The 17,886-nt window shown below is 62.0% G+C and carries 15 protein-coding genes and 1 riboswitch; of the genes, 7 read left to right on the plus strand and 8 right to left on the minus strand.

The annotated features are described in order from the left end of the window. Positions 1–24: 24 nt before the first annotated feature. The 3 genes from LAN70_04475 to LAN70_04485 form a co-directional block, all read right to left on the minus strand. The gene (locus LAN70_04475) at positions 25–255 is read right to left on the minus strand and encodes a hypothetical protein (GenBank protein ID MBZ5510406.1); all 231 of its coding nucleotides are present in this window, start codon (positions 253–255) and stop codon (positions 25–27) included. A 202-nt stretch (positions 256–457) separates the two neighbouring features. Then, complete coding sequence (gene moaA / locus LAN70_04480) at positions 458–1,477, minus strand: GTP 3',8-cyclase MoaA (GenBank protein ID MBZ5510407.1); 1,020 nt, start codon at positions 1,475–1,477, stop codon at positions 458–460. Positions 1,478–1,566: 89 nt separating this feature from the next. Next, positions 1,567–1,737, minus strand: a riboswitch (molybdenum cofactor riboswitch). 104 nt (positions 1,738–1,841) lie between these two features. Further along, on the minus strand, positions 1,842–2,498 hold the full coding sequence (locus LAN70_04485; protein ID MBZ5510408.1) for a hypothetical protein: 657 nt from the start codon (positions 2,496–2,498) through the stop codon (positions 1,842–1,844). A gap of 467 nt (positions 2,499–2,965) precedes the next feature. Between LAN70_04485 and queG the strand changes: the two genes are divergently transcribed. The 4 genes from queG (at position 2,966) to LAN70_04505 (ending at position 7,104) form a co-directional block, all read left to right on the plus strand. Continuing rightward, entirely contained in the window at positions 2,966–4,048 is a 1,083-nt protein-coding gene (gene queG, locus LAN70_04490; protein MBZ5510409.1) for a tRNA epoxyqueuosine(34) reductase QueG, read from the plus strand. 192 nt (positions 4,049–4,240) lie between these two features. Continuing rightward, on the plus strand, positions 4,241–5,458 hold the full coding sequence (locus LAN70_04495; GenBank protein MBZ5510410.1) for a hypothetical protein: 1,218 nt from the start codon (positions 4,241–4,243) through the stop codon (positions 5,456–5,458). Between the two features lie 213 nt (positions 5,459–5,671). Then, positions 5,672–6,289 carry a hypothetical protein gene (locus LAN70_04500; protein MBZ5510411.1) on the plus strand — a complete coding sequence of 206 codons (618 nt, stop codon included), beginning with the start codon at positions 5,672–5,674 and terminating at the stop codon, positions 6,287–6,289. 359 nt (positions 6,290–6,648) lie between these two features. Then, positions 6,649–7,104 (plus strand): hypothetical protein, encoded by a 456-nt coding sequence (locus LAN70_04505; GenBank protein ID MBZ5510412.1) that lies wholly within the window; start codon positions 6,649–6,651, stop codon positions 7,102–7,104. A gap of 91 nt (positions 7,105–7,195) precedes the next feature. On the opposite strand, the gene LAN70_04510 is transcribed toward LAN70_04505, so the two are convergent. Both LAN70_04510 and LAN70_04515 read right to left on the minus strand, forming a co-directional pair. Continuing rightward, entirely contained in the window at positions 7,196–8,530 is a 1,335-nt protein-coding gene (locus tag LAN70_04510; GenBank protein MBZ5510413.1) for a glycosyltransferase family 39 protein, read from the minus strand. A gap of 96 nt (positions 8,531–8,626) precedes the next feature. Continuing rightward, positions 8,627–8,830 (minus strand): cold-shock protein, encoded by a 204-nt coding sequence (locus tag LAN70_04515; GenBank protein ID MBZ5510414.1) that lies wholly within the window; start codon positions 8,828–8,830, stop codon positions 8,627–8,629. 414 nt (positions 8,831–9,244) lie between these two features. Between LAN70_04515 and LAN70_04520 the strand changes: the two genes are divergently transcribed. Beyond that, complete coding sequence (locus LAN70_04520) at positions 9,245–10,177, plus strand: YihY/virulence factor BrkB family protein (GenBank protein MBZ5510415.1); 933 nt, start codon at positions 9,245–9,247, stop codon at positions 10,175–10,177. Between the two features lie 20 nt (positions 10,178–10,197). Here the strand turns inward: LAN70_04520 and LAN70_04525 are convergent, their stop codons facing one another. Both LAN70_04525 and LAN70_04530 read right to left on the minus strand, forming a co-directional pair. Continuing rightward, positions 10,198–10,569, minus strand: a complete 372-nt coding sequence (locus tag LAN70_04525; GenBank protein ID MBZ5510416.1) for a hypothetical protein — start codon at positions 10,567–10,569, stop codon at positions 10,198–10,200. A gap of 131 nt (positions 10,570–10,700) precedes the next feature. After that, on the minus strand, positions 10,701–11,486 hold the full coding sequence (locus LAN70_04530) for a hypothetical protein (protein ID MBZ5510417.1): 786 nt from the start codon (positions 11,484–11,486) through the stop codon (positions 10,701–10,703). Between the two features lie 412 nt (positions 11,487–11,898). Here LAN70_04530 and LAN70_04535 point away from each other — a divergent pair, with 412 nt between their 5' ends. Together LAN70_04535 and LAN70_04540 are read left to right on the plus strand one after the other, a co-directional pair. Continuing rightward, the gene (locus LAN70_04535) at positions 11,899–12,411 is read left to right on the plus strand and encodes a hypothetical protein (protein ID MBZ5510418.1); all 513 of its coding nucleotides are present in this window, start codon (positions 11,899–11,901) and stop codon (positions 12,409–12,411) included. Then, on the plus strand, positions 12,408–15,404 hold the full coding sequence (locus LAN70_04540) for a hypothetical protein (GenBank protein MBZ5510419.1): 2,997 nt from the start codon (positions 12,408–12,410) through the stop codon (positions 15,402–15,404). Before LAN70_04535 ends, LAN70_04540 begins: the two co-directional genes overlap by 4 nt. Positions 15,405–15,490: 86 nt before the next feature. On the opposite strand, the gene LAN70_04545 is transcribed toward LAN70_04540, so the two are convergent. Next, positions 15,491–17,617 carry a S9 family peptidase gene (locus tag LAN70_04545; protein ID MBZ5510420.1) on the minus strand — a complete coding sequence of 709 codons (2,127 nt, stop codon included), beginning with the start codon at positions 17,615–17,617 and terminating at the stop codon, positions 15,491–15,493. Positions 17,618–17,886: the final 269 nt, after the last annotated feature.

Below are 17,886 nucleotides of genomic sequence, written 5' to 3' on the forward strand. Positions count from 1 at the left end.
GCCTGCGAGTCTGCTGCTCCGCCGTTAGGGAAACTGCCGGATTCCAACCGCCGGACCCAGAGTGTCCGCGGGCTTGGCTGCAACTGCTGCCGCCGATACCCGCGGTGCGGTCCCGGCACTGGCCACAGATCTCACCGTGTCCAATTCGTTGTCGTCGGCGAGCAAGCGCGCCGCCACACGCAACGCTTCAATGTCTCTCTGCAATTGTTGTATTTCGTTTTCCTTCTGGCGCAGCACTTCGTAAATGTTTTTCATATGGGAAACATCCGATCGGGGCTTCGTAGCCTTGCCGGTCTGTTCCTACTGTACCCCGAGTTTGGTCCCAGTGAAATACAGAAAATTCACAAACCTCAAACCGTCGGCAGGCAGGTTCGGAGGCCGGATCGTGAAGCGATCCGGAAAGCCTGGAAACGCAAGGGGGTGGGCCGCCAGGCAAGTAGAAGCACCTAGGCGGCGCTTATCCGCCGATATGGACCATGGTGCGCGATGCCGGCACAAATTCCGGCTCGCCGATATGATGGCGCGCTTCCTTGTGCTGGATCACGCCGCGGATGTAAGCCACCATGTCGTCATCGGAGCCGCCGCGGCGGAGCACCGCCGCCAGGTCGTGGTCGAACACGGAAAACAGGCAGGTGCGGATTTTGCCGTCGGAGGTAAGCCGCACCCGGCTGCAGTGCCCGCAGAACGGGTGCGAAACCGGAGCAATGATCCCGATCTCTCCCCGGCCGTCGTCGAAGCGGTAGCGACGCGCCGTCTCGCTGCGCTGACGAGGAATTTCCACCAGCCGGCGGAATGGGGCCATGCGCTCCAGGATCTCTTCCAGCCGCACCACGATCTCCGGCGACCACACCCGCTCTTCTTCCAGCGGCATGAATTCAATGAACCGCACCACCACGCCTTCTTCGCGCGCGAACTTGCCGAAGGCGGGGATCTGGTCGTCATTGAAGCCGCGCAGGAGAACGCAATTGACCTTCACCGGATCCAGCCCCGCCCGTTGCGACGCGCGTACTCCCGCCAGCACCGCTTCGAATCCGTTGGGTACGCGTGTGATGCGCGCGAATCGCTCCGCGTCCACCGCGTCCATGCTGACCGTGACCCGGCGCAGCCCGGCGTCTTTCAGCGGCTGCACCATCTCGGCCAGCAGGTGGCCGTTGGTGGTGAGGGCGATATCCAGCGATTCGCCGTCCACGGTGCGCAGCCGCGACAATTCCTGCACCAACTCGAGCACGCCGTGGCGCAGCAGCGGCTCACCGCCGGTAATGCGCACCTTGGTGATCCCCAGCGAGGTGAAGACGCGCGCCATGCGCAGGTAATCGGCAATCGGCAGTTCGGCGTAGAGCGCGCCCTGGTTGCCGGTGCGGCAGTACACGCACTTGTAATTGCAGCGGTCGGTGATGGCGATGCGCAGATCGGTGATGGCGCGCCCGTGCTTGTCCCGCAGCCGCGTGCTCTGCCCGACCTCAGCGATCGCCGCCATGCCGTAGCTCAAAACTGCAAACTGGTAACTGCTGAAACTGAAACTCGAAACTGAAACGGTTCGGCAGGCTCGCGTGACAGCCGGATGCTGTCCACTGGAAGGCGTTTCCTTTCCAAGTGGCCCGCTCGCAGGATGAGCGGACACGGGAGGCGCCGGCGTTTCCACCTGCACCCTGATCCCGGTCAACCGATCGCTACCGGGAGTCGCCGCCTTGACCAGGGTATGCCCGAAGGTCCAAGCGGTCGGAAACCACGCACAAGATTATAGACGGGTTCGTCAAGACGCGGCGCAAACTTCTGAATTTTGTCGCGCAAATGAAAACCCGGGCTGGTTGCCCGGGTACAAGGCTTCCCTCGCTGAGATCTTACTTGGCTGACAGCGGGGTTTGCGGGGAATTCGTGGTTTCGTAAACCAGCAAAATAGCGCCGGCGCCAACAGCGGCTAAGACAATCGCCGCCGTTTTGCCCGAAATCCCGCCCCCGGAGCCGCCGGACGCGCCCGGGGTCGCGCCACCTTGCGGCGGCGCTGGTGCGGGGTCGGGAACCGATGTCGTGTTGCCTTCCGCCACCGTCTTCGAACTGCTGCCGTCGGAAACCTTCACCGCACCGTGCAGCGCGGCAATCATCACTTGGCCGCCACCACGGACCACCCGGTAGCTGGTGCGCGCTTGCGCCGCGGGAGCAATTGACAGGCGCTGCACCTGGGTTTTCATTCCCTTGTCGGTGGTCACCACCGCCGCACCCGACCCGAGCCGCAGCACGTCACCCTCGTATACCAGGGTCGTCAACGGTCCAACCATGACCGTGCTGCCTTCGGCCGTCAATCTCACGGCGCCGTTCGCAGGCGTCTGAATGCTATCCCCGGCGAACACCGCCGATGACCGCTCCGCCCCCACGCCGTTCAGCATGACCGTGTTCGTCGCATACATCATTGCGGCATGCGTTTCGGCGGACATCGTGGCCGCGGGCAAGATCACGGCGAGCATGCCGGCCAGAATCTTCCCTACAACTCGATTCTTCATCGCGCTCCTACCCTACCTGGCGGTATCGTACTTCGGTCCGAAATCCAGGGCAACGCTTATTCGCCCTGCGTACCTAACGGGTAATTACCTAAGAACAGATTGTTTGCTCGTCACGACTTATCCTTGAATGGTACTAAGGTAACCTCACCCGAGACGTGCATTCCGTTCCTCCCTCCACCTCGAAGCGCCGTTTTCTCCAATAAAAATCAGCATTGCACGGTTGCCGTCGCCGCCGCGCTCCTTCCCCGCGACGGCCAAACCAGAGCTCTGGCTCAGCCGCGAGCGGTCGCTGTTCATCCGTTGCGCAAACTCGCAGTGTCGATCGCGTGCCTGTGCGCCGGAAAAAAGTTGTGGAAAACAGTTGTGGAAAGTCTCAGGGGGGAATTGCTGATTGGGCGATTTGCGCTCACCCGATCGGCTCATCGGCAAATCGCCAAATCCACCGCGATTCCCGCGCCCGCGATACCATGGATGCGGTGCCCACCGCAACCACGCTTTCCGACCTGATCACCCGCGCCGCCCGCGCCGCCGGATTTGACCTCAGCGGTGTCGCCCCCGTCAGCCGCTTCCCGGAGCTCGACTACTTCCCCGCTTGGATCGCCTCCGGCCACGCCGGCGAAATGCGCTACCTGGAAACCCGCGGCGAGTCCGGCGCACTCAAGCGCGCCTCGCTCGCCGAGGTCGCTCCCTGGGCACGCTCGGTCATTGTCTGCGCGCTGAACTACAACGCCGACCGGCCAAAGTCCACCGATCCGATTGCCGATGGCCGGCCGCCGGCCAGCCACGCCTGGATCTCCCGCTACGCCTGGACCGAGGAGGACTACCACGACTCCGTCCTGCGCCGGCTGCGCACGGTGGAGACGAAGTTGAAAGAACAATCGCCGGCAGCAGAGGCGCGCTGCTACGTGGATACAGGCCCGCTGGTTGAACGCGTGTGGGCGCGCTACGCCGGCGTGGGATGGCAGGGTAAGAACACTTGCATCATGAACCAGCGGCTTGGGTCGTGGATTTTTCTCGGAGTCATCCTCACCTCCCTCGAGCTCGAGGCCGATCTTCCCGCGCCCGACCGCTGCGGCACGTGCACCCGGTGTATCGACGCCTGTCCCACCCATGCTTTCATCGCTCCTTACCAGCTTGACGCCACCCGCTGCATTTCGTATCTCACCATCGAAAAGCGCGGTGACATTGCCGAAGGCCTGCGCCAGGGCATGGGCCGCAACGTTTTCGGCTGTGACATCTGCCAGGACGTTTGTCCCTGGAACCGTCGCGCCCCCGTGTCCGCGGCGCCGGAATTCACGCCTCGCGAAAACCTGGTGAATCCCGCGCTCGAGTGGCTGGCGGCCATGGACGAAGACGAGTTTCGCCAGACCTTCCGCCGCTCGCCGGTGAAACGCGCCCGGTACAACGGCCTACGCCGGAACGTAGCCATCGCCATGGGCAACAGCGGCGACCCGCGCTTCCTGCCGGTGCTGGAAAAGCTGGCGGCCGATGCCGATGGCATCGTTGCCGAACACGCGCGCTGGGCGCTGAAGAAGATCAAGTCTGCGTAATCGTCAGTTCACAGTTAAGTGTGCTCTCGTCTTCCGGCTCACCCAGAGATCAAGAGCACAGTTGAGACAGTACCCGCCCCGACAAGCAGGAAAAGGCAACACAAACGGCGCTGGAATAAGCGGAGTTGCTGTGCAAAGATCGGCGGCGTAGCAATCGCCAAAGGCAAACTGACCGCCGTACCTGAGGGCATCGTGGACATCCCGGTTCAAGGCTACCTAGCCAAGCTGAGACTCCTAGAAGAATCTGTGGGGGCCGCGACAACATACAAGATTCTTGATCCGTTTCATTGGCGCGTGGGTGGCGACATCATCGCTGTTCAATACGCCGCGAGTACCATCGCTTCTTTCCTCGGACTTGAAGGGTTGACGTTCATCGTTGGCATTGTTCAACAGCAGAAAGATACAGCAGCGCACATCCAACTGGAACGCGGCCAGTCGGAAGTCTTCGTCGAATTGTCACCGGGCGTTCTGGGCCACGATTCAGCAGTGCTGGCGACTCTTGCTCACGAACTGTCGCACAAGTTTCTACATGTGCATGGGATAACGTGTGGCTCGAACCCTTACGAGCATGAGGTGCTGACCGACATTACTGCTGTCTATGTTGGCCTAGGCAAGCTGATGCTGAACGGGTGCAAGTCGGAAACGGTGACGTATACAGTGGACGGTAAGAGTAGTGACACATTTTCGGTGGGCTACATTGATCGCCACCATCTCGCTTTCGTGTACCGGGCGGTTTGTGCCATGAGAAAAATACCGCAGTCTAGTTGGGCGGCGGGACTGACTGGCGAGTCTCTTGCAGCGATTCGGCTAGTAGAAACGTCATATGGACAATCTTTCGACGAATCTCTGTCGGGTGCTGATGGGCGCGGCGCGAGCGCTGATGCACTTCGCAAGAAGGTGACATCGCAGCAGGAAATGCTGACTTCATCAGATCGACAAGTCCGGCTATCACGCGAACATTACCTCACGAGCATTGCCGCTGAACTGAACGCCACGCACCAAGAATTGTCGCGTGCTCTCCATCTGATTTCCGAACTTAGACGGCAAAACGGGGTCAACCCGCACGTCTGGTTTCTCGACGCAGTTCAAAGGCTAGACGCTGTTAGTTCACTCACAGCAAGGGTAAGCGAAAAGCGAGCATTTACAAGACCATTCACAAAGGCGCTGGAGCACATCTGCTCAGACTTGGAGAAAGTCGCAGAGCCAGTTAAAGCCGATAACGTACAGGAGATAATTACCTGCCCTGTTGACGGCGCTCGCCTTCGCGTTCCAGTTGGACGCCCGAACTTGGAAGTTACGTGCCCATCCTGTAGGTATCGATTCTTGACCGACACGAGGCGCAGAGCCGTCTTCCGAGAGGAGTCACGTAATGGCTTGTCGGCAATCAAGAGTTGGTTCCGGCGAAAGTAAGCATCTGCGATGTACTCTGTTCGAGGCAGTTCTCGACATCGAGCAGAGGGACGACAAGATCTGCCGACGAGACGACCTGTGGAGTGCGACGGCCAGCGATGGCAAAAGCAAAAAGGCCCGATTCGCGCTCGGGCCTTTTGTTGAACAGAATTTGGAGACTTGGGCGACTCCCCACTAGAGTGCAGCGCAGGGGTTTGCTCAAATGCAAAACGAATGTCCACGCTCTTTAGCACCTTGGAAGCGATAGTCGTAATACTGATTTGCATTTTGCAATTCACGAGGATCTTTCAATACCCGGCGGGAAAATGGGTTGTGCTCTCTCTTGCGCTTCTTGCATGTGCTTGTGCCGTGTTATCCGGACTTTTTTCCCATCGCGAAGCGCGTGAACGTGAGCAACGAGAACGCGAGCGCGATGAACGTTTTGAGAAATTACTCGCCTTTGCGTCCGAACCATTGGCACCTTCGTCTCTGCCAGAGAAACTGGAGCAGGCCATGTACGACTTGTTCGCATTCCTCAAAGAAAAGGGCCCATTGCCGGATGCTGGCATAAAGCCGTGGATGAGCACACGCGAAAAATTGAGGCTTAGTTGGCCTGTGGCACGTAACTGGGCAAATTCCATCGCATTCGGTTATGAACGCCGCTTCAGGCAATCAGTGCAGGACTTGTTGGCGGAGGTGAGGGAGCGCGGCTTTGATCCCGCCATTGCGGATCACGAATTGAATCCTCCACACGGCCATAGCGCCGATAGCATACGCGCCCTGGCAGAGAAACTTGGCTTGCTCGCCCCGAAAATCAAGCAGTCCGAGAACGGAGTTGAGAAGCCTCAATAATGAGCGATCTGAAAGCCTTGGCTCAGGCGGCGGTTCCGGTTTTCATTGCCACGCCGAGCAACCCTTGGTTCTTGTCGTTCCGAGCGGGCGGAGCTTGTCCCGAGCGACAGCGAGGGAGCCCGCGGGGAATCTGCTGTGCTGCCTTTTCGGTAGCCGCCTGGGATCTAGGGGTTGGGCGCCAAGGTGAGCATCATTTGCTATGTAAGTAATTACTTACTACAAGGCACAATTTACACCTGTGCACTGCCGCGTCTAGCTACCAACATACTTGTTTTTAGTTGTTTACACATTGGAAACCACGCTGCACTCCAGCTTCCAAGTTGTGCAGGTTGGGCCCAGGCTCAGCCGGGAGGTAGGACATGAAATCCACCGTGATCCGGACCGCGATCGTATCCTCGGTGATCACCGCGGTACTGGTATCGGCACTTGGTTTGTGGGCAGTCCCGAAGCTCATGAATCCGCAGACCGCCCAGGCCCAGGACCAGGACAGCGTTTTGCAGCCCGCGGTTTATAGCGCGGCGGCGGCGCAGCCCAGTGACCAGCCGGTGCTGAACCCGCGGCCGGGCGCACGGCGCGCTTCGACCTCGACCTACAATGATTCCACCCACGCGAATAACCCGACGGTGCGCGATGCCTACGGCGAGCCCGTCCACCATCACCGCACCACCGATCAATCGGCCCTGATCGTGGCTGGTTCCGCGGGTACGGGTGCTGCCATTGGCGCGATCGCCGGCGGCGGCAAGGGCGCGGCCATCGGCGCTATTTCCGGCGGCGCGGCCGGTTTCATTTACGACCGCCTGACCGCGAACAAGTAACTGCGGTCAGCCTGAGCGGCGAAAGGATCGCAGAAGCAAACGGCTCTCACTTCAGGCGCAAGCCGAGTCGGATATGTGACGCCGGCCAGGCTTACGCCTGAAGTTTTCGCTGCGCCCGCGCGTCTGAATCCTTGCGCCCGGTGAGCGCGTAGGCCGCCGCCATGACGATGAGCGGGTCCAGGGGATGGCGATAGCGCGCGTGCGGCCGCGTGATGTAGTACACGAATGGAATCGTCACCAGCGCCGCAACAAACAGCCAGCGGGTCTCCAGCTGATTGCGGAATGCGCGCCGCAGGCCGATGATCATCAACACTGTCATCCCGGTGCAGAACACAACGAATGCGGGATCGAAAGGTTCGTCGGCATCGAAGTCTTCCCTGATCGGGTGCTCCGGCATCCCCCAGAATCCCGTCCATGTGTAAGAAACGCGCCGCAACGTCTGGCGCGCCACCCAGCCGGGGTGCGCGGCGATGAATGCCAAGGCATCGCTCTTTTTCTTTTCCATGTATCGCGTTTCGCCCAGCCGGCGGAATTGTTCGGCCTCGGTGGGATTGCTGAATGGATGCGCCGCCTGCTCCGTCCAGAACGATGTGTCGCCGTTGTTCCCGATCCAGACCTCCAGCCAGAAGTTGTCGCGCAGCGGAACCAGCCGGTGAAAGGCGCTGTAATTCCTCACCTCCCACGGAAGCAGGACAACCACCACCGCCAGCGTGGCAAAAATGACGGCCTTGCGCCATCCTGGGATGCCGAGCGAGCTCCGCCGATAACAGGCGTACCCGGCCAGAACCGGAAACAGGATCGCGATGGTTGGATTCGTCAGCGCCGTTACGCCCGCCAGCAGCCCGAAACCAATCCATGGCGCCGGGCCCTGTGTTCGTTCCAGTTCCAGCGAAATCCACAGCAGCAGCGCCAGCAGCAGCGTCGTCAGGCACATGTCCCAGATCATTCCTGCCGAAAGCAGGACGGCATAGGGGAACAGCGCCCAACCCCACGCTGCCGCGTTGGCGGTCTTCTGCCCGAAACAGCGTCGGGCGATAAAGAAAATTGGTACGCAGGTGAACGCCGAGAACAGGCTATCGAGCGACAGCAGCACGATTGCAGAAGCCTTGGTGAAGATTCCGCACAGCTTGAATACTTCCGCGGCGAGGTACGGATATACCGGCCCCATCCATGCGGTCGGGCCGGTTCCCGGGAAGAGCGGATCGCTGAAGCCGCGACCGGATGCAATCGCCCGTGCGATCCGTCCGGTCTCGTACCCGAACGGCCAGTGATCCGCCCTGGGATTCAGTTGTCCGGGGTAAAGGAATGCCACCACCACAAGCCGCAAGACCAGCGCCAACAGCACTGCACCTGCCAGCGTGTGGCGGATGCCAGCACTCGACGTTGCGGGCGGAAGAATCGCGGTTTCGCGGGCGAGTTCCTGCACGAGCAGTGCTCCAAGCTACCATACATCGCCCAACAATGAAAAACCCTCCCAGCCGTGCCGGGAGGGTGAGATCCGGGTGTCCCCGGGGTTGCGCGCTTAGCCGCGGACGACGTTGGCCGCCTGGAAACCTTTGGGCCCCTTCATCAAGTCGAACTCCACTGTTTCGCCCTCATTCAAAGTGCGATAACCGTTTTCCTGGATGGCGGAGAAATGCACGAACACATCCTCCCCGGTGGACCGCTGAATGAAGCCATACCCCTTGGCTCCATTGAACCACTTCACTGTACCCTTCTCTCTCACAACAGCTCTCCTTTCGAGTCTGCACAGGTGAGTAATCTCCCTCGCGGCGGCGGCTACACGCTGGCCATCAGGCGCCCGTTCACCGTGGCGGGAGTGGCAAGGGCCGAGCGGGCCGGCAATTCGAGGCCGCGCACAGGGAAAGGGCCCCCGCCTGCGCCGCCTGCCTGGGACGGGCGGCGCAGCTCGGGAGCCCAGAACTCTTGATGCGTCGAATCCGACTGCAAGCACCTACACATCAACCCAAATCCTCATGCGCGCCTCGCTCTCTTCGGCCGCCAAGACGGAGGTGAATCCGGCTCTGGCAGCGCTTTTCGCGCGGCGACGAAGGTTTTTCCCGGGTGAATCGCGACGCTCTTTTCGCCTGAAGCCCGCAGCCCGCAGCCTGAAACCTGTTCAGTGATAGCATCCGACTATATGGCCTCCGAACCGCGCGCCACCGCCGAACCCCCGGCCTCCGCCACTGCAGTTGAGGCGACCCGGCCCGTCATCCTCCCGGACAGGGGCGCCGCCGGCCTGCCAGCCGTAATCCGCCAGATCGTGCCCACCGCGAAATTCCTGATGCGCACTGAGGTCCATACCTTCGCCTTCTCCGTCGCGGCCAATGCCATCCTGTCATTCTTTCCTTTCGTCGTCCTGCTCCTGGTGGTCACCCGGCGCGTTTTTCATTCGCAAATGATGTACGACACCCTCGTCCGCCTCCTGCGCGACTACCTGCCCAGCAGCCAGGACTTCCTCATTCGCAACCTGAAGGCCATGGCGGGGGCGCGCCGCGGGGTGCAGATCTTTTCCGTCGTCATGTTGCTGATCACCTCGACCGGCATCTTTCTGCCGCTCGAAGTCGCGCTCAACCACGTGTGGGGATTTGCCAAGAACCGCTCATATGTGTGGAACCAGGTAGTGTCGCTGCTGCTGGCCATCGGATGCGGTCTGCTGGCGCTGCTCTCGATCGCGCTGACCGCCGGCAACACGCTGCTGCTGCAGCACGCGCTCGGCGCCACGTCCTATTACGGCTGGCGCGGATGGCTGGTCGCCCACATCTCCCAGATCGTGATGAAGGTCTTCGCCAGTGCCGCCAGCATCGCCATCTTCTTCCTGGTTTACTGGGTCCTTCCCAACGGCAAGGTGCCGGTTCGCGCCGTGCTGCCGGCCGCCTTCATCACCGGCCTGTGCTGGGAGCTGGCCAAGTACGCCTACGTGGTCGCGCTCCCCTGGCTGAATTTCCAGGAAGTCTACGGGCCGTTCTCCATTTCGGTCACGCTGATCTTCTGGGCCTTTCTTTCCGGCCTGCTGCTGCTTGGGGGCGCGCACCTGTCGGCCGCCGGACGCGAAAACAGCCCCGAGTCCTAGTCCCGAGTCTTACAAACAATTCACGAGGTAGTTTTTTCGAATTCCTGCCCGCTTATCTCCAGGCCAGCATCCCGGATCACTGCGGAAAGAACGCGCACGTCGCGCGACATCCCGCGAAGTGCCACGGCGATCTCCCTTACGGAAAATCGGCCTGCTATTGCGAGATAGATTGCACCTCGGTTGCCCGGCAACGCAACTGCGATAACGGTGTCCTCCGCGGTCCATGAAACCGGGATCTTGCCGCCGACTTCGGTGATGACGGTGATATCGCCATCTCCGAGCCATTGCGCGCCGTCGAGCATTTCAGCGAACACCCCGACAGTCGTTCTGCCTGGCAATACGTGGCGACGGACCAGTTGGACGACGGCCAGCCTGCGGTGCGCCACCGGCATGGATGCGTCATTCGCAATCCCGCTCCAAAACGAGGGGAGCTCAACCACTGCCCCGAGAAGCTCGCCGGCTTGGCCTATCTCAGCTTCGCTGGCGTCGGCTCGCTTGAACTCTTCAAATGGATCTCGCACGACTAGGTGGTGTCTACCTTGGTTGTCTTTGTTGCCGCTTTGTCTTTGCTACAGCAATCCCAGGTCGCTTTCAGGGTGTGGGAGATCGAACCAGTCCCTCCGCTCAACGTCGAAGCACTCGTCGTCGTGGGCAGGATATAGCCGGGCGCTTTGTTCGTCACTTTGAAGCTACTCGGCAGGGTTAGGCCGTCGTAAAACTCTGCTGTCCCTTTGACCGTAACGGATCCCTTCGTATCGCTTCCGGGACCGGGGGTACCGTAGGTATCATCTTTAACGTCGCCCTTTTCAGCGTAGGTTGTGACCTGCTGGTCCTTGTGGATTTGCCAAGCTTCCCATACGGGATACCACCCTGGCTGCAGCCCGCCTTTCCTAGGGTCAAACGCTTTGTTACTGCAGTCCTTGACGTTATAGGGTAGCTCTACTTTCTGCACGACCCAGCCACCTTTAGTTGTTTTCTTGTCAAGCTCCCACTGAATGACCCACTTGAACCCGCCGCAGTCACTCGCGGTCGGAGCTGATACCGTCTTCTTGGTCAGTTTCGGCGATGTGGCGGCGGCAGCGCCTCCGCCCGCGGGAGCCCCAGCATCCGGCTTAGCTCCTGGCTTAGCTTTTGGCCCACCGTTCCCGGAAATCTCCATCCAAGGCTCTTCATCGGCGAGCGGAGTAGCGGGCTTGCCAGCGGTGCTGGTGATGATAGGAATTCGGCTGAAATCGTGACCGGATCGTGGAAAGCCGGTAACAGTGGAGTCTGCCTTTCTAGTTTCCGCTCGATCGAACAGCCGGTGCACGGCTTGATTCCCAATTGTGCGCTGTAAATGAAGGATCGAGTTCGCCTCTGGGCTGTGCCCTAAGTGTTCCCGGGAGGGTGTTGGAGGCTTGGTAGATGCGGTCTGCCTAGTCGACTTCCGTTTCTCAGCGAACGAACGCATGGCTAGTCCCCTTCCCCTCGATCCTCAGATGCTAAACGGGCCGGTTAGCATTGTATTGGCAAACAAGTGGTTGCGTCTCTCCCCCAGTCTCGGCCGGCGGACGCCATACCGCGGACTGCCGGGAATCCCTTTTCTAAACCGGCGGAGCGGCCCTGTTTCCCATTACGGGACCGTGTCACGCCGGAAAGTGCCGCGCTTCACAGACCCTGGCGCCATGCGCTGCCTAAAATCGGCTTTCCCCTAAGGTGCCCGGTTTCCGAGATTTTATATCGTGAGCCGATATATATGCTCGACCGTCCTCCTGGCGCTTCTGCTCGTGCCCCTGGCGTCGGGGCAGGATACTCTTGACCTGCGCCGGCTGGCCCACGATGCCGGCATCATCTTCATCGGCACGGTGCAGAAGATCGAACCGGTAGCCTCCGCCGCCCCCGGTGACATCGGCGTGGTGCGCATCACCTTCCTGGTCGAGGACGCCCTGCGCGGCGCCACGGCCGGCGAGCTGCTCACCGTCAGTGAATGGGACAGGCTCTGGACCTCGGGCGACCGCTACCGCGTCGGCGAAGAACTGCTGCTGTTCCTGTACCCGCCCTCGGAGAACCTCGGTCTCACCTCCACGGTGGCAGGCACGCGCGGGCACATCTCGCTTGCGGATTCGCCGCTTTCGATGGCGGCCGTCGCGCAGCAGATTGCCGATGAGCCATCCTTGGGCGTGCCGCCGGAGCCTTCCCCACACAACCCGGTTCGATCTTCCCGGCCGCCGGCGCGCGCGCCAGTCGCGGAATGACGATGCGAATCCGGGTGCTCACCCTCGCCGCGCTGCTTGCCCTGGCGCTGCCCATCGCGGCCCACGCCGGCGGGCCGTTGTACGTCGCCGGCAGCGGCTTCAATTCCGGCGCCGCGGGAACGCCCCTGAGCTGGTCCGGCGGGCAGATCTCGTACTACACCGACCAGGGCGATCTCAGCACGCTCCTGCGCCAGGCGGACGCGAACACCTTCGTCGCCGGCGCCTTCTCGCTCTGGACTTCGGTACCCACCGCGGCGCTCGCCGCCACCCGCGCCGGTCAACTGGATGAAGACGTCAGCGGCGCCAACGTCACGCGCTCGGGCGGCGTGCTCAGCATGCCCGCCGACATCCAGCCGACCTCCGCCAAGCCGTTCGCCATCGTCTATGACTTCGATGGCCTCGTCATTGATGCGCTGCTCGGCACCGGCGCTTCCGCGGCGCAGAATTGCGCCACCAACGCCGTGGTCGGGGGACCCGACCGCTTCACCGCCGACGCGCACATTGCGCATGCGCTGCTCATCGTCAACGGAAATTGCGCGCGCATCTCCACCGACCTGCCGCTGCTGCGCTACGCCTTGGCGCGCATGATCGGCCGCGCGCTCGGTCTCGACTGGTCACAGCTCAACGACAACGTCTTTACCGGCTCGCCGCCCCCCACCACCGACGACACTGCCGGCTTCCCCCTGATGCATCCCGAAGGCGCCTTGTGCGGCCGTTCCTACGGATGCGCCTACAACGCCGACCAGCTCCGCATGGACGATCGCGCGGCCATTTCGCGGCTCTATCCCGTGACCTCCGGCAACCTGACGCAGTTCCCGGGTAAAACGGCATTCGCCTCCTCCACCGCCCGCATTCGCGGGCGCGTCCTGTTCCCCGGCTGGGACACCGCGCCCGGCGACGGCATGCAGGGCGTTAATATCGTTGCACGATATATTGATCCCGTGACCGGCGCGGCGTCGCATGCCGCGACCGCGTCGTCCCTCTCGGGCTTCCTGTTTCGCGGCAATGCCGGCAACGAGATCACCGGGTTCACCGCCGCCACCGGGGAGCGGTTCGATCACTGGGGATCCGATGACCCGGCGCTGCGCGGTTTTTACGACCTCGCGGGCCTGGAAATTCCAACCGGCTCGAACAGCGCGCGATTCCAGCTCACGGTCGAGGCCATGAATCCGCTCTATACCGGCGCGCTGGCCGCCGGCCCGTATAAGTTGTCGCAGGTCAGGCCATCGGGAACGTTTGCGCCGCTGGTGCTCACCGTGAATCGCGGCGGCGACCTTGTCCAGGACATCGTCATGCAGGGCGCCGCCTCCGTGCCGCTGGACAGCACCGAGCCGCATTCGTTCGCGCAGCCGGCGGCCATTCCCGGCGCCGGCCACTGGACCGCGTCGCTCGGCTACTACGGCGACTTCGACTGGCACGCCTTGCACGCCAGGTCCAATCGCAGCTTCACCCTCGACATCACCGCGCTGGACGACGCCGCCGCCGCGACCACCTCCAAGGCACTGCCCGTGATCGGCCTGTGGGCGCCCGACGCCGCCGAATCCGACGCGCCGCTCGCCGCTCAAACCTGGTTGAACGTTGCCGGCGTCACGACACGCCTGCGCGCCACGCTTGGCTCAGCCGGGATGTACAAGCTCGCCATTGCCGATGCCCGCGGGGACGGCCGCCCTGACTTCCGCTACTGCGCCCGCCTGCTCTATGCCGACGACGTCTCCCCGGCGCAGGCCGCCGCCGGCACCGTGCTGCGCATCACCGGCATGGGATTCGTGCCGGGCATCAACGTCACCGTCGGCGGCGCCTCCGCCGCCGTCCTCTCCTATGCCGTGGATGAGTTGCTGGTTGCGGCGCCCGCGCTGCCCGATGGCGTCAACGACCTCACCCTCACCGACCCTGCGACCGGCGCCACCGCCGGCATCCCCGGCGCCATCACCTACGGCGGTGGCGGGGGGACAACGCTGCAATTGCTGCTCGGCTCTAATCCGCCGGTTCCGGTCGGGGTCATGGCGCCCAACCCATTTCGCGTGCGGGTACTCGCCGCCGACGGCGTCACGCCCGTCGCCAGCGCGTCCGTGACCTTCACCGCACCGGGCTCCTCGGTGTCGTTGCTGCCGTGCAACACCACCGCGTGCCTCGTCGCCACCGACGGCGCTGGCGAAGCCGACATCTGGATTTTGGTGAAGGCCGCGGGCCCAACCACGATTAGCGCATCTCTCGCCAACGGGCAGACAACTTCGGCCACGGTCAACGGCGTCAGCGGCTCGCTGATGATCTCGGCGGTGCCGCCGAGAATCTATGTCGCGGCGAACACCACCGCCTCGGTGCCGCTGCTGGCGCGGGTGGCCGGAAACGGCGCCGCGCTTCCCGGACGCCTGGTGGAATTCCAGGTCATGCTCGGTTCCGGCTCGCTCACCTCGACCACCGCCACCACCGATTCCGCCGGCGAAGCACGCTCCACTCTTGCGGTCACAAACCTCGCGTCGGAAGTGCGCGTGAGTGCCTGCGTCGGGGTCGCGCCGCAGACCGCGTGCGATATCTTCTATGTTTACCCGGTCGGCGGTGCGCAGTTGCTCAAGGCGGGCGGCGACGAGCAGTACTTGCCTGTTGGACAAATATTCGCGCCCGTCCGCGTCCGCGTGTCGGATAACAACGTGCCGCCCAATTCCGTCGCCGGCATGGCGGTTCACTTCTACATCGCCGTGTATCGCGATCCGGGCAGCGGATCCGTGCAGCAGGCAGGCGAAGTCGTCACCGGGCATCGTGCGCAGCCGATCGTGATTTCCAGTGCCGACGTGACCGTTGATTCCGACGGATGGGGCCAGGCGAGCTACACACCGGAGATCGCCGCCGCTTGGGGCGCGGTGCAGGTTGATATCCAGGCCAGCATTGCGAACGGGCAGACGGTCAGCTTCACGCTGCACACGCTGGGGAGCACCACTCCAAATGGATCCGCCGATCGGACCTCGCCGCTCAGATCGAGATCAGCGGAGCGGTGAAGAAGGTTGTCGGTTATCGGTTTTCGGTAACAACTGCGCGAAGATCTCGTTTTACCGAGAACCGACAACCGTAAACCGACAACGCCTTACTTCTTCAAATACGAATCCACCCATTCCCCAACCGTTTTCCACCAGAGCTGCGAATTCTGCGGCTTCAGCACCCAGTGTCCTTCGTCGGGGAAGTACAGCATCTTCGACGGCACCTTCAGACGCTGCAGCGTGGTGAACAACTGGAATCCCTCCGAGACATCCAGCCGGTAATCGCGCTGCCCATGCACCACCAGCGTCGGCGTCTTGAAATTCTGCGCGAACATGTGCGGTGACCATTTGTCGTACATGGCGCGGTTGGTCCACGGAGTGCCCTTGAACTCCCACTCGGGAAACCACAACTCCTCGGTGGTGCCGTACGCCGACGCGGTGTTGAACGTTCCGTCGTGCGACACGATGCACTTGAAGCGCGTGGTGTGGCCGAGGATCCAGTTGGCCATATACCCGCCGAAACTGGCGCCCAGCGCGCACTCGCGGTCCTTGTCCACGAACGGATATGTCTTCTCCACGTAATCCAGCCCAAGCATCAGGTCCTGGTACGGGCGCCCGCCCCAGTCGCCCTGGATGGCCTGCGTAAATTTCTGCCCGTAGCCGGTGGAGCCGGTGAAGTTGATCATCACCACCACGTAGCCGCTGGCGGCCATCAACTCGGCGTTCCAGCGGTACGACCACGAATCTCCCCACGCGCCCTCCGGCCCACCGTGGATGAGAAACTTCACGGGATATTTCTTCGAGGCATCAAAATTCGGCGGCTTGACCAGGAAGCCTTGCACATTCTGATTCGCCGCGCCCGTGAACCAGAACGGCTCCAGCGGCTGCATGGAGACTTGGGAGAGGACGGCGTCGTTGATATGAGTTAGTGCGTCTGCGTCACGATTGTCAGTTCGCGGCAGTGCCACACGATAGATTTCGTTCGGTGCACGGACCGACATTCTGGTGAAAACGATTGCCTTGCCATCTGGAGTGATCGCGACATCATCATTGTGTCCGCGAACGATCAGGGCACGGCCGCGGTTAGCATTGGGAATAATGTTTTGGAAAAAGATTGGTGACTCGCCCTCGTCCTCCGCTGTCAGCAGAATGAGCTTCGAGTCGGGCATCCACGTGAATGAACCGACCCACCGGTCAAAATCGCGACTGGTGCCCTTTGTGAGGCTCGTTAGCAACCCCGTCTTGCGGTCGTACAGCACCAACTGGAAGCGATCGCTCTCGTACCCCGGCGTCTCCTGCATGCGCCACGCGATGTATTTCCCATCGGGCGAATACAGCGGCGTGGAATCCGACCCCGGCGAGGTGGAAATCTTCTTCGGCGCGCCGCCCGCCACCGGCACCACGAAGATCTCGTTGTTGGTCGAGGCCGCCCCGACCTCGTCAATGTTGCTGGTGAACGCCACCTCCTGCCCGTCGGGCGAGAAGGCGTACATGTCCTGCCCGCCGAGGGAAAACGGCGGCGCGTCGTGATCCCCCGGCGTCAGGTCGCGCGCTGTGGTGCCCCACATCTGCCCGGGTTTGGCAGATGTGGGTTCCGCCGCCGGCTGAACGAAAATGTGCGTGCGCTTATCGCCCGTGTAGTTCGACCAATGGCGAAAGAAGAGCCCGCGAAAGATCGTGGCCTGCACCTTCGACTTTGTTTTCTGCTCGTCGCGCTGCTGGTTGCAGGCATCGTCCGGGCAATCAGGATACACGTCGGAGGTGAACAGGATGTACTTCCCGTCCGGCGACCACAGCTCTCCGCCCGCTTCGGTCGAAATGCGGGTGATCTTCTGCGGCGTGCCCAGCGCGACCGCCGCCGGATCGAAATCCGCCACCCACACCTGCGCGCCGCCTTCTTTCGCCGAAATGAACGCGATCTTCTTCCCATCCGGCGACCAGCGCGGCCGGTCCTCACCCGCGGCGTCACTCGAAATCTGCTTCGCCTCGGGTGCCCCATCCTTCGCGCCAGCGAAGGGTGGGTTGAGCGGCACCACCCACAGGTGCGGCGTCTTCTTGTTCTCCTTCAGGTTGACCTCGACCGCGCTGAACGCCACCCACTTGCCATCGGGCGAGACCACCGGCTCGCCCACGCGCTTCAGGGCCATCATGTCTTCAAAGGTGAACGGGCGCTTCTGCTGTCCCCAGCCCAACCCCGCCACCAGCATCACCAGGATGATCACGCGACGAATCATTGCCGTGCCTCCCGACAAAACGGACAAGTGTAGCAGGGCTTACTGTCTGCCTAACGTTCAGGGGTCGGATACAATGGAGAAGTAGTATCCGAAACGGGAAGCTATCGCCGCCAGATGGCGCGAGAATGATGAACACGGAGTCACAGAGACACAGAGGAAGAAGGCAACAATTGCTCCTCTGTGACTCTGTGTCTCTGTGTTATTCGGTTGCCGACGAAAGCCGACAACCGTTCTCGCGCATCTAAATGAGCAGGACGCAAACGCAACTT

Source organism: Terriglobia bacterium (genome assembly GCA_020072845.1).
In the GTDB taxonomy this organism is placed as follows: Bacteria; Acidobacteriota; Terriglobia; order Terriglobales; family Acidobacteriaceae; genus JAIQGF01.

Coding starts and splice junctions, on each gene's coding strand:
- LAN70_04475 (MBZ5510406.1), bottom strand. CDS start 255: ATGAAAAACATTTACGAAGTGCTGCGCCAGAAGGAAAACGAAATACAA.
- moaA (MBZ5510407.1), bottom strand. CDS start 1,477: ATGGCGGCGATCGCTGAGGTCGGGCAGAGCACGCGGCTGCGGGACAAG.
- LAN70_04485 (MBZ5510408.1), bottom strand. CDS start 2,498: ATGAAGAATCGAGTTGTAGGGAAGATTCTGGCCGGCATGCTCGCCGTG.
- queG (MBZ5510409.1), top strand. CDS start 2,966: ATGGATGCGGTGCCCACCGCAACCACGCTTTCCGACCTGATCACCCGC.
- LAN70_04500 (MBZ5510411.1), top strand. CDS start 5,672: ATGTCCACGCTCTTTAGCACCTTGGAAGCGATAGTCGTAATACTGATT.
- LAN70_04505 (MBZ5510412.1), top strand. CDS start 6,649: ATGAAATCCACCGTGATCCGGACCGCGATCGTATCCTCGGTGATCACC.
- LAN70_04520 (MBZ5510415.1), top strand. CDS start 9,245: ATGGCCTCCGAACCGCGCGCCACCGCCGAACCCCCGGCCTCCGCCACT.
- LAN70_04525 (MBZ5510416.1), bottom strand. CDS start 10,569: ATGCCGGTGGCGCACCGCAGGCTGGCCGTCGTCCAACTGGTCCGTCGC.
- LAN70_04540 (MBZ5510419.1), top strand. CDS start 12,408: ATGACGATGCGAATCCGGGTGCTCACCCTCGCCGCGCTGCTTGCCCTG.
- LAN70_04545 (MBZ5510420.1), bottom strand. CDS start 17,617: ATGATTCGTCGCGTGATCATCCTGGTGATGCTGGTGGCGGGGTTGGGC.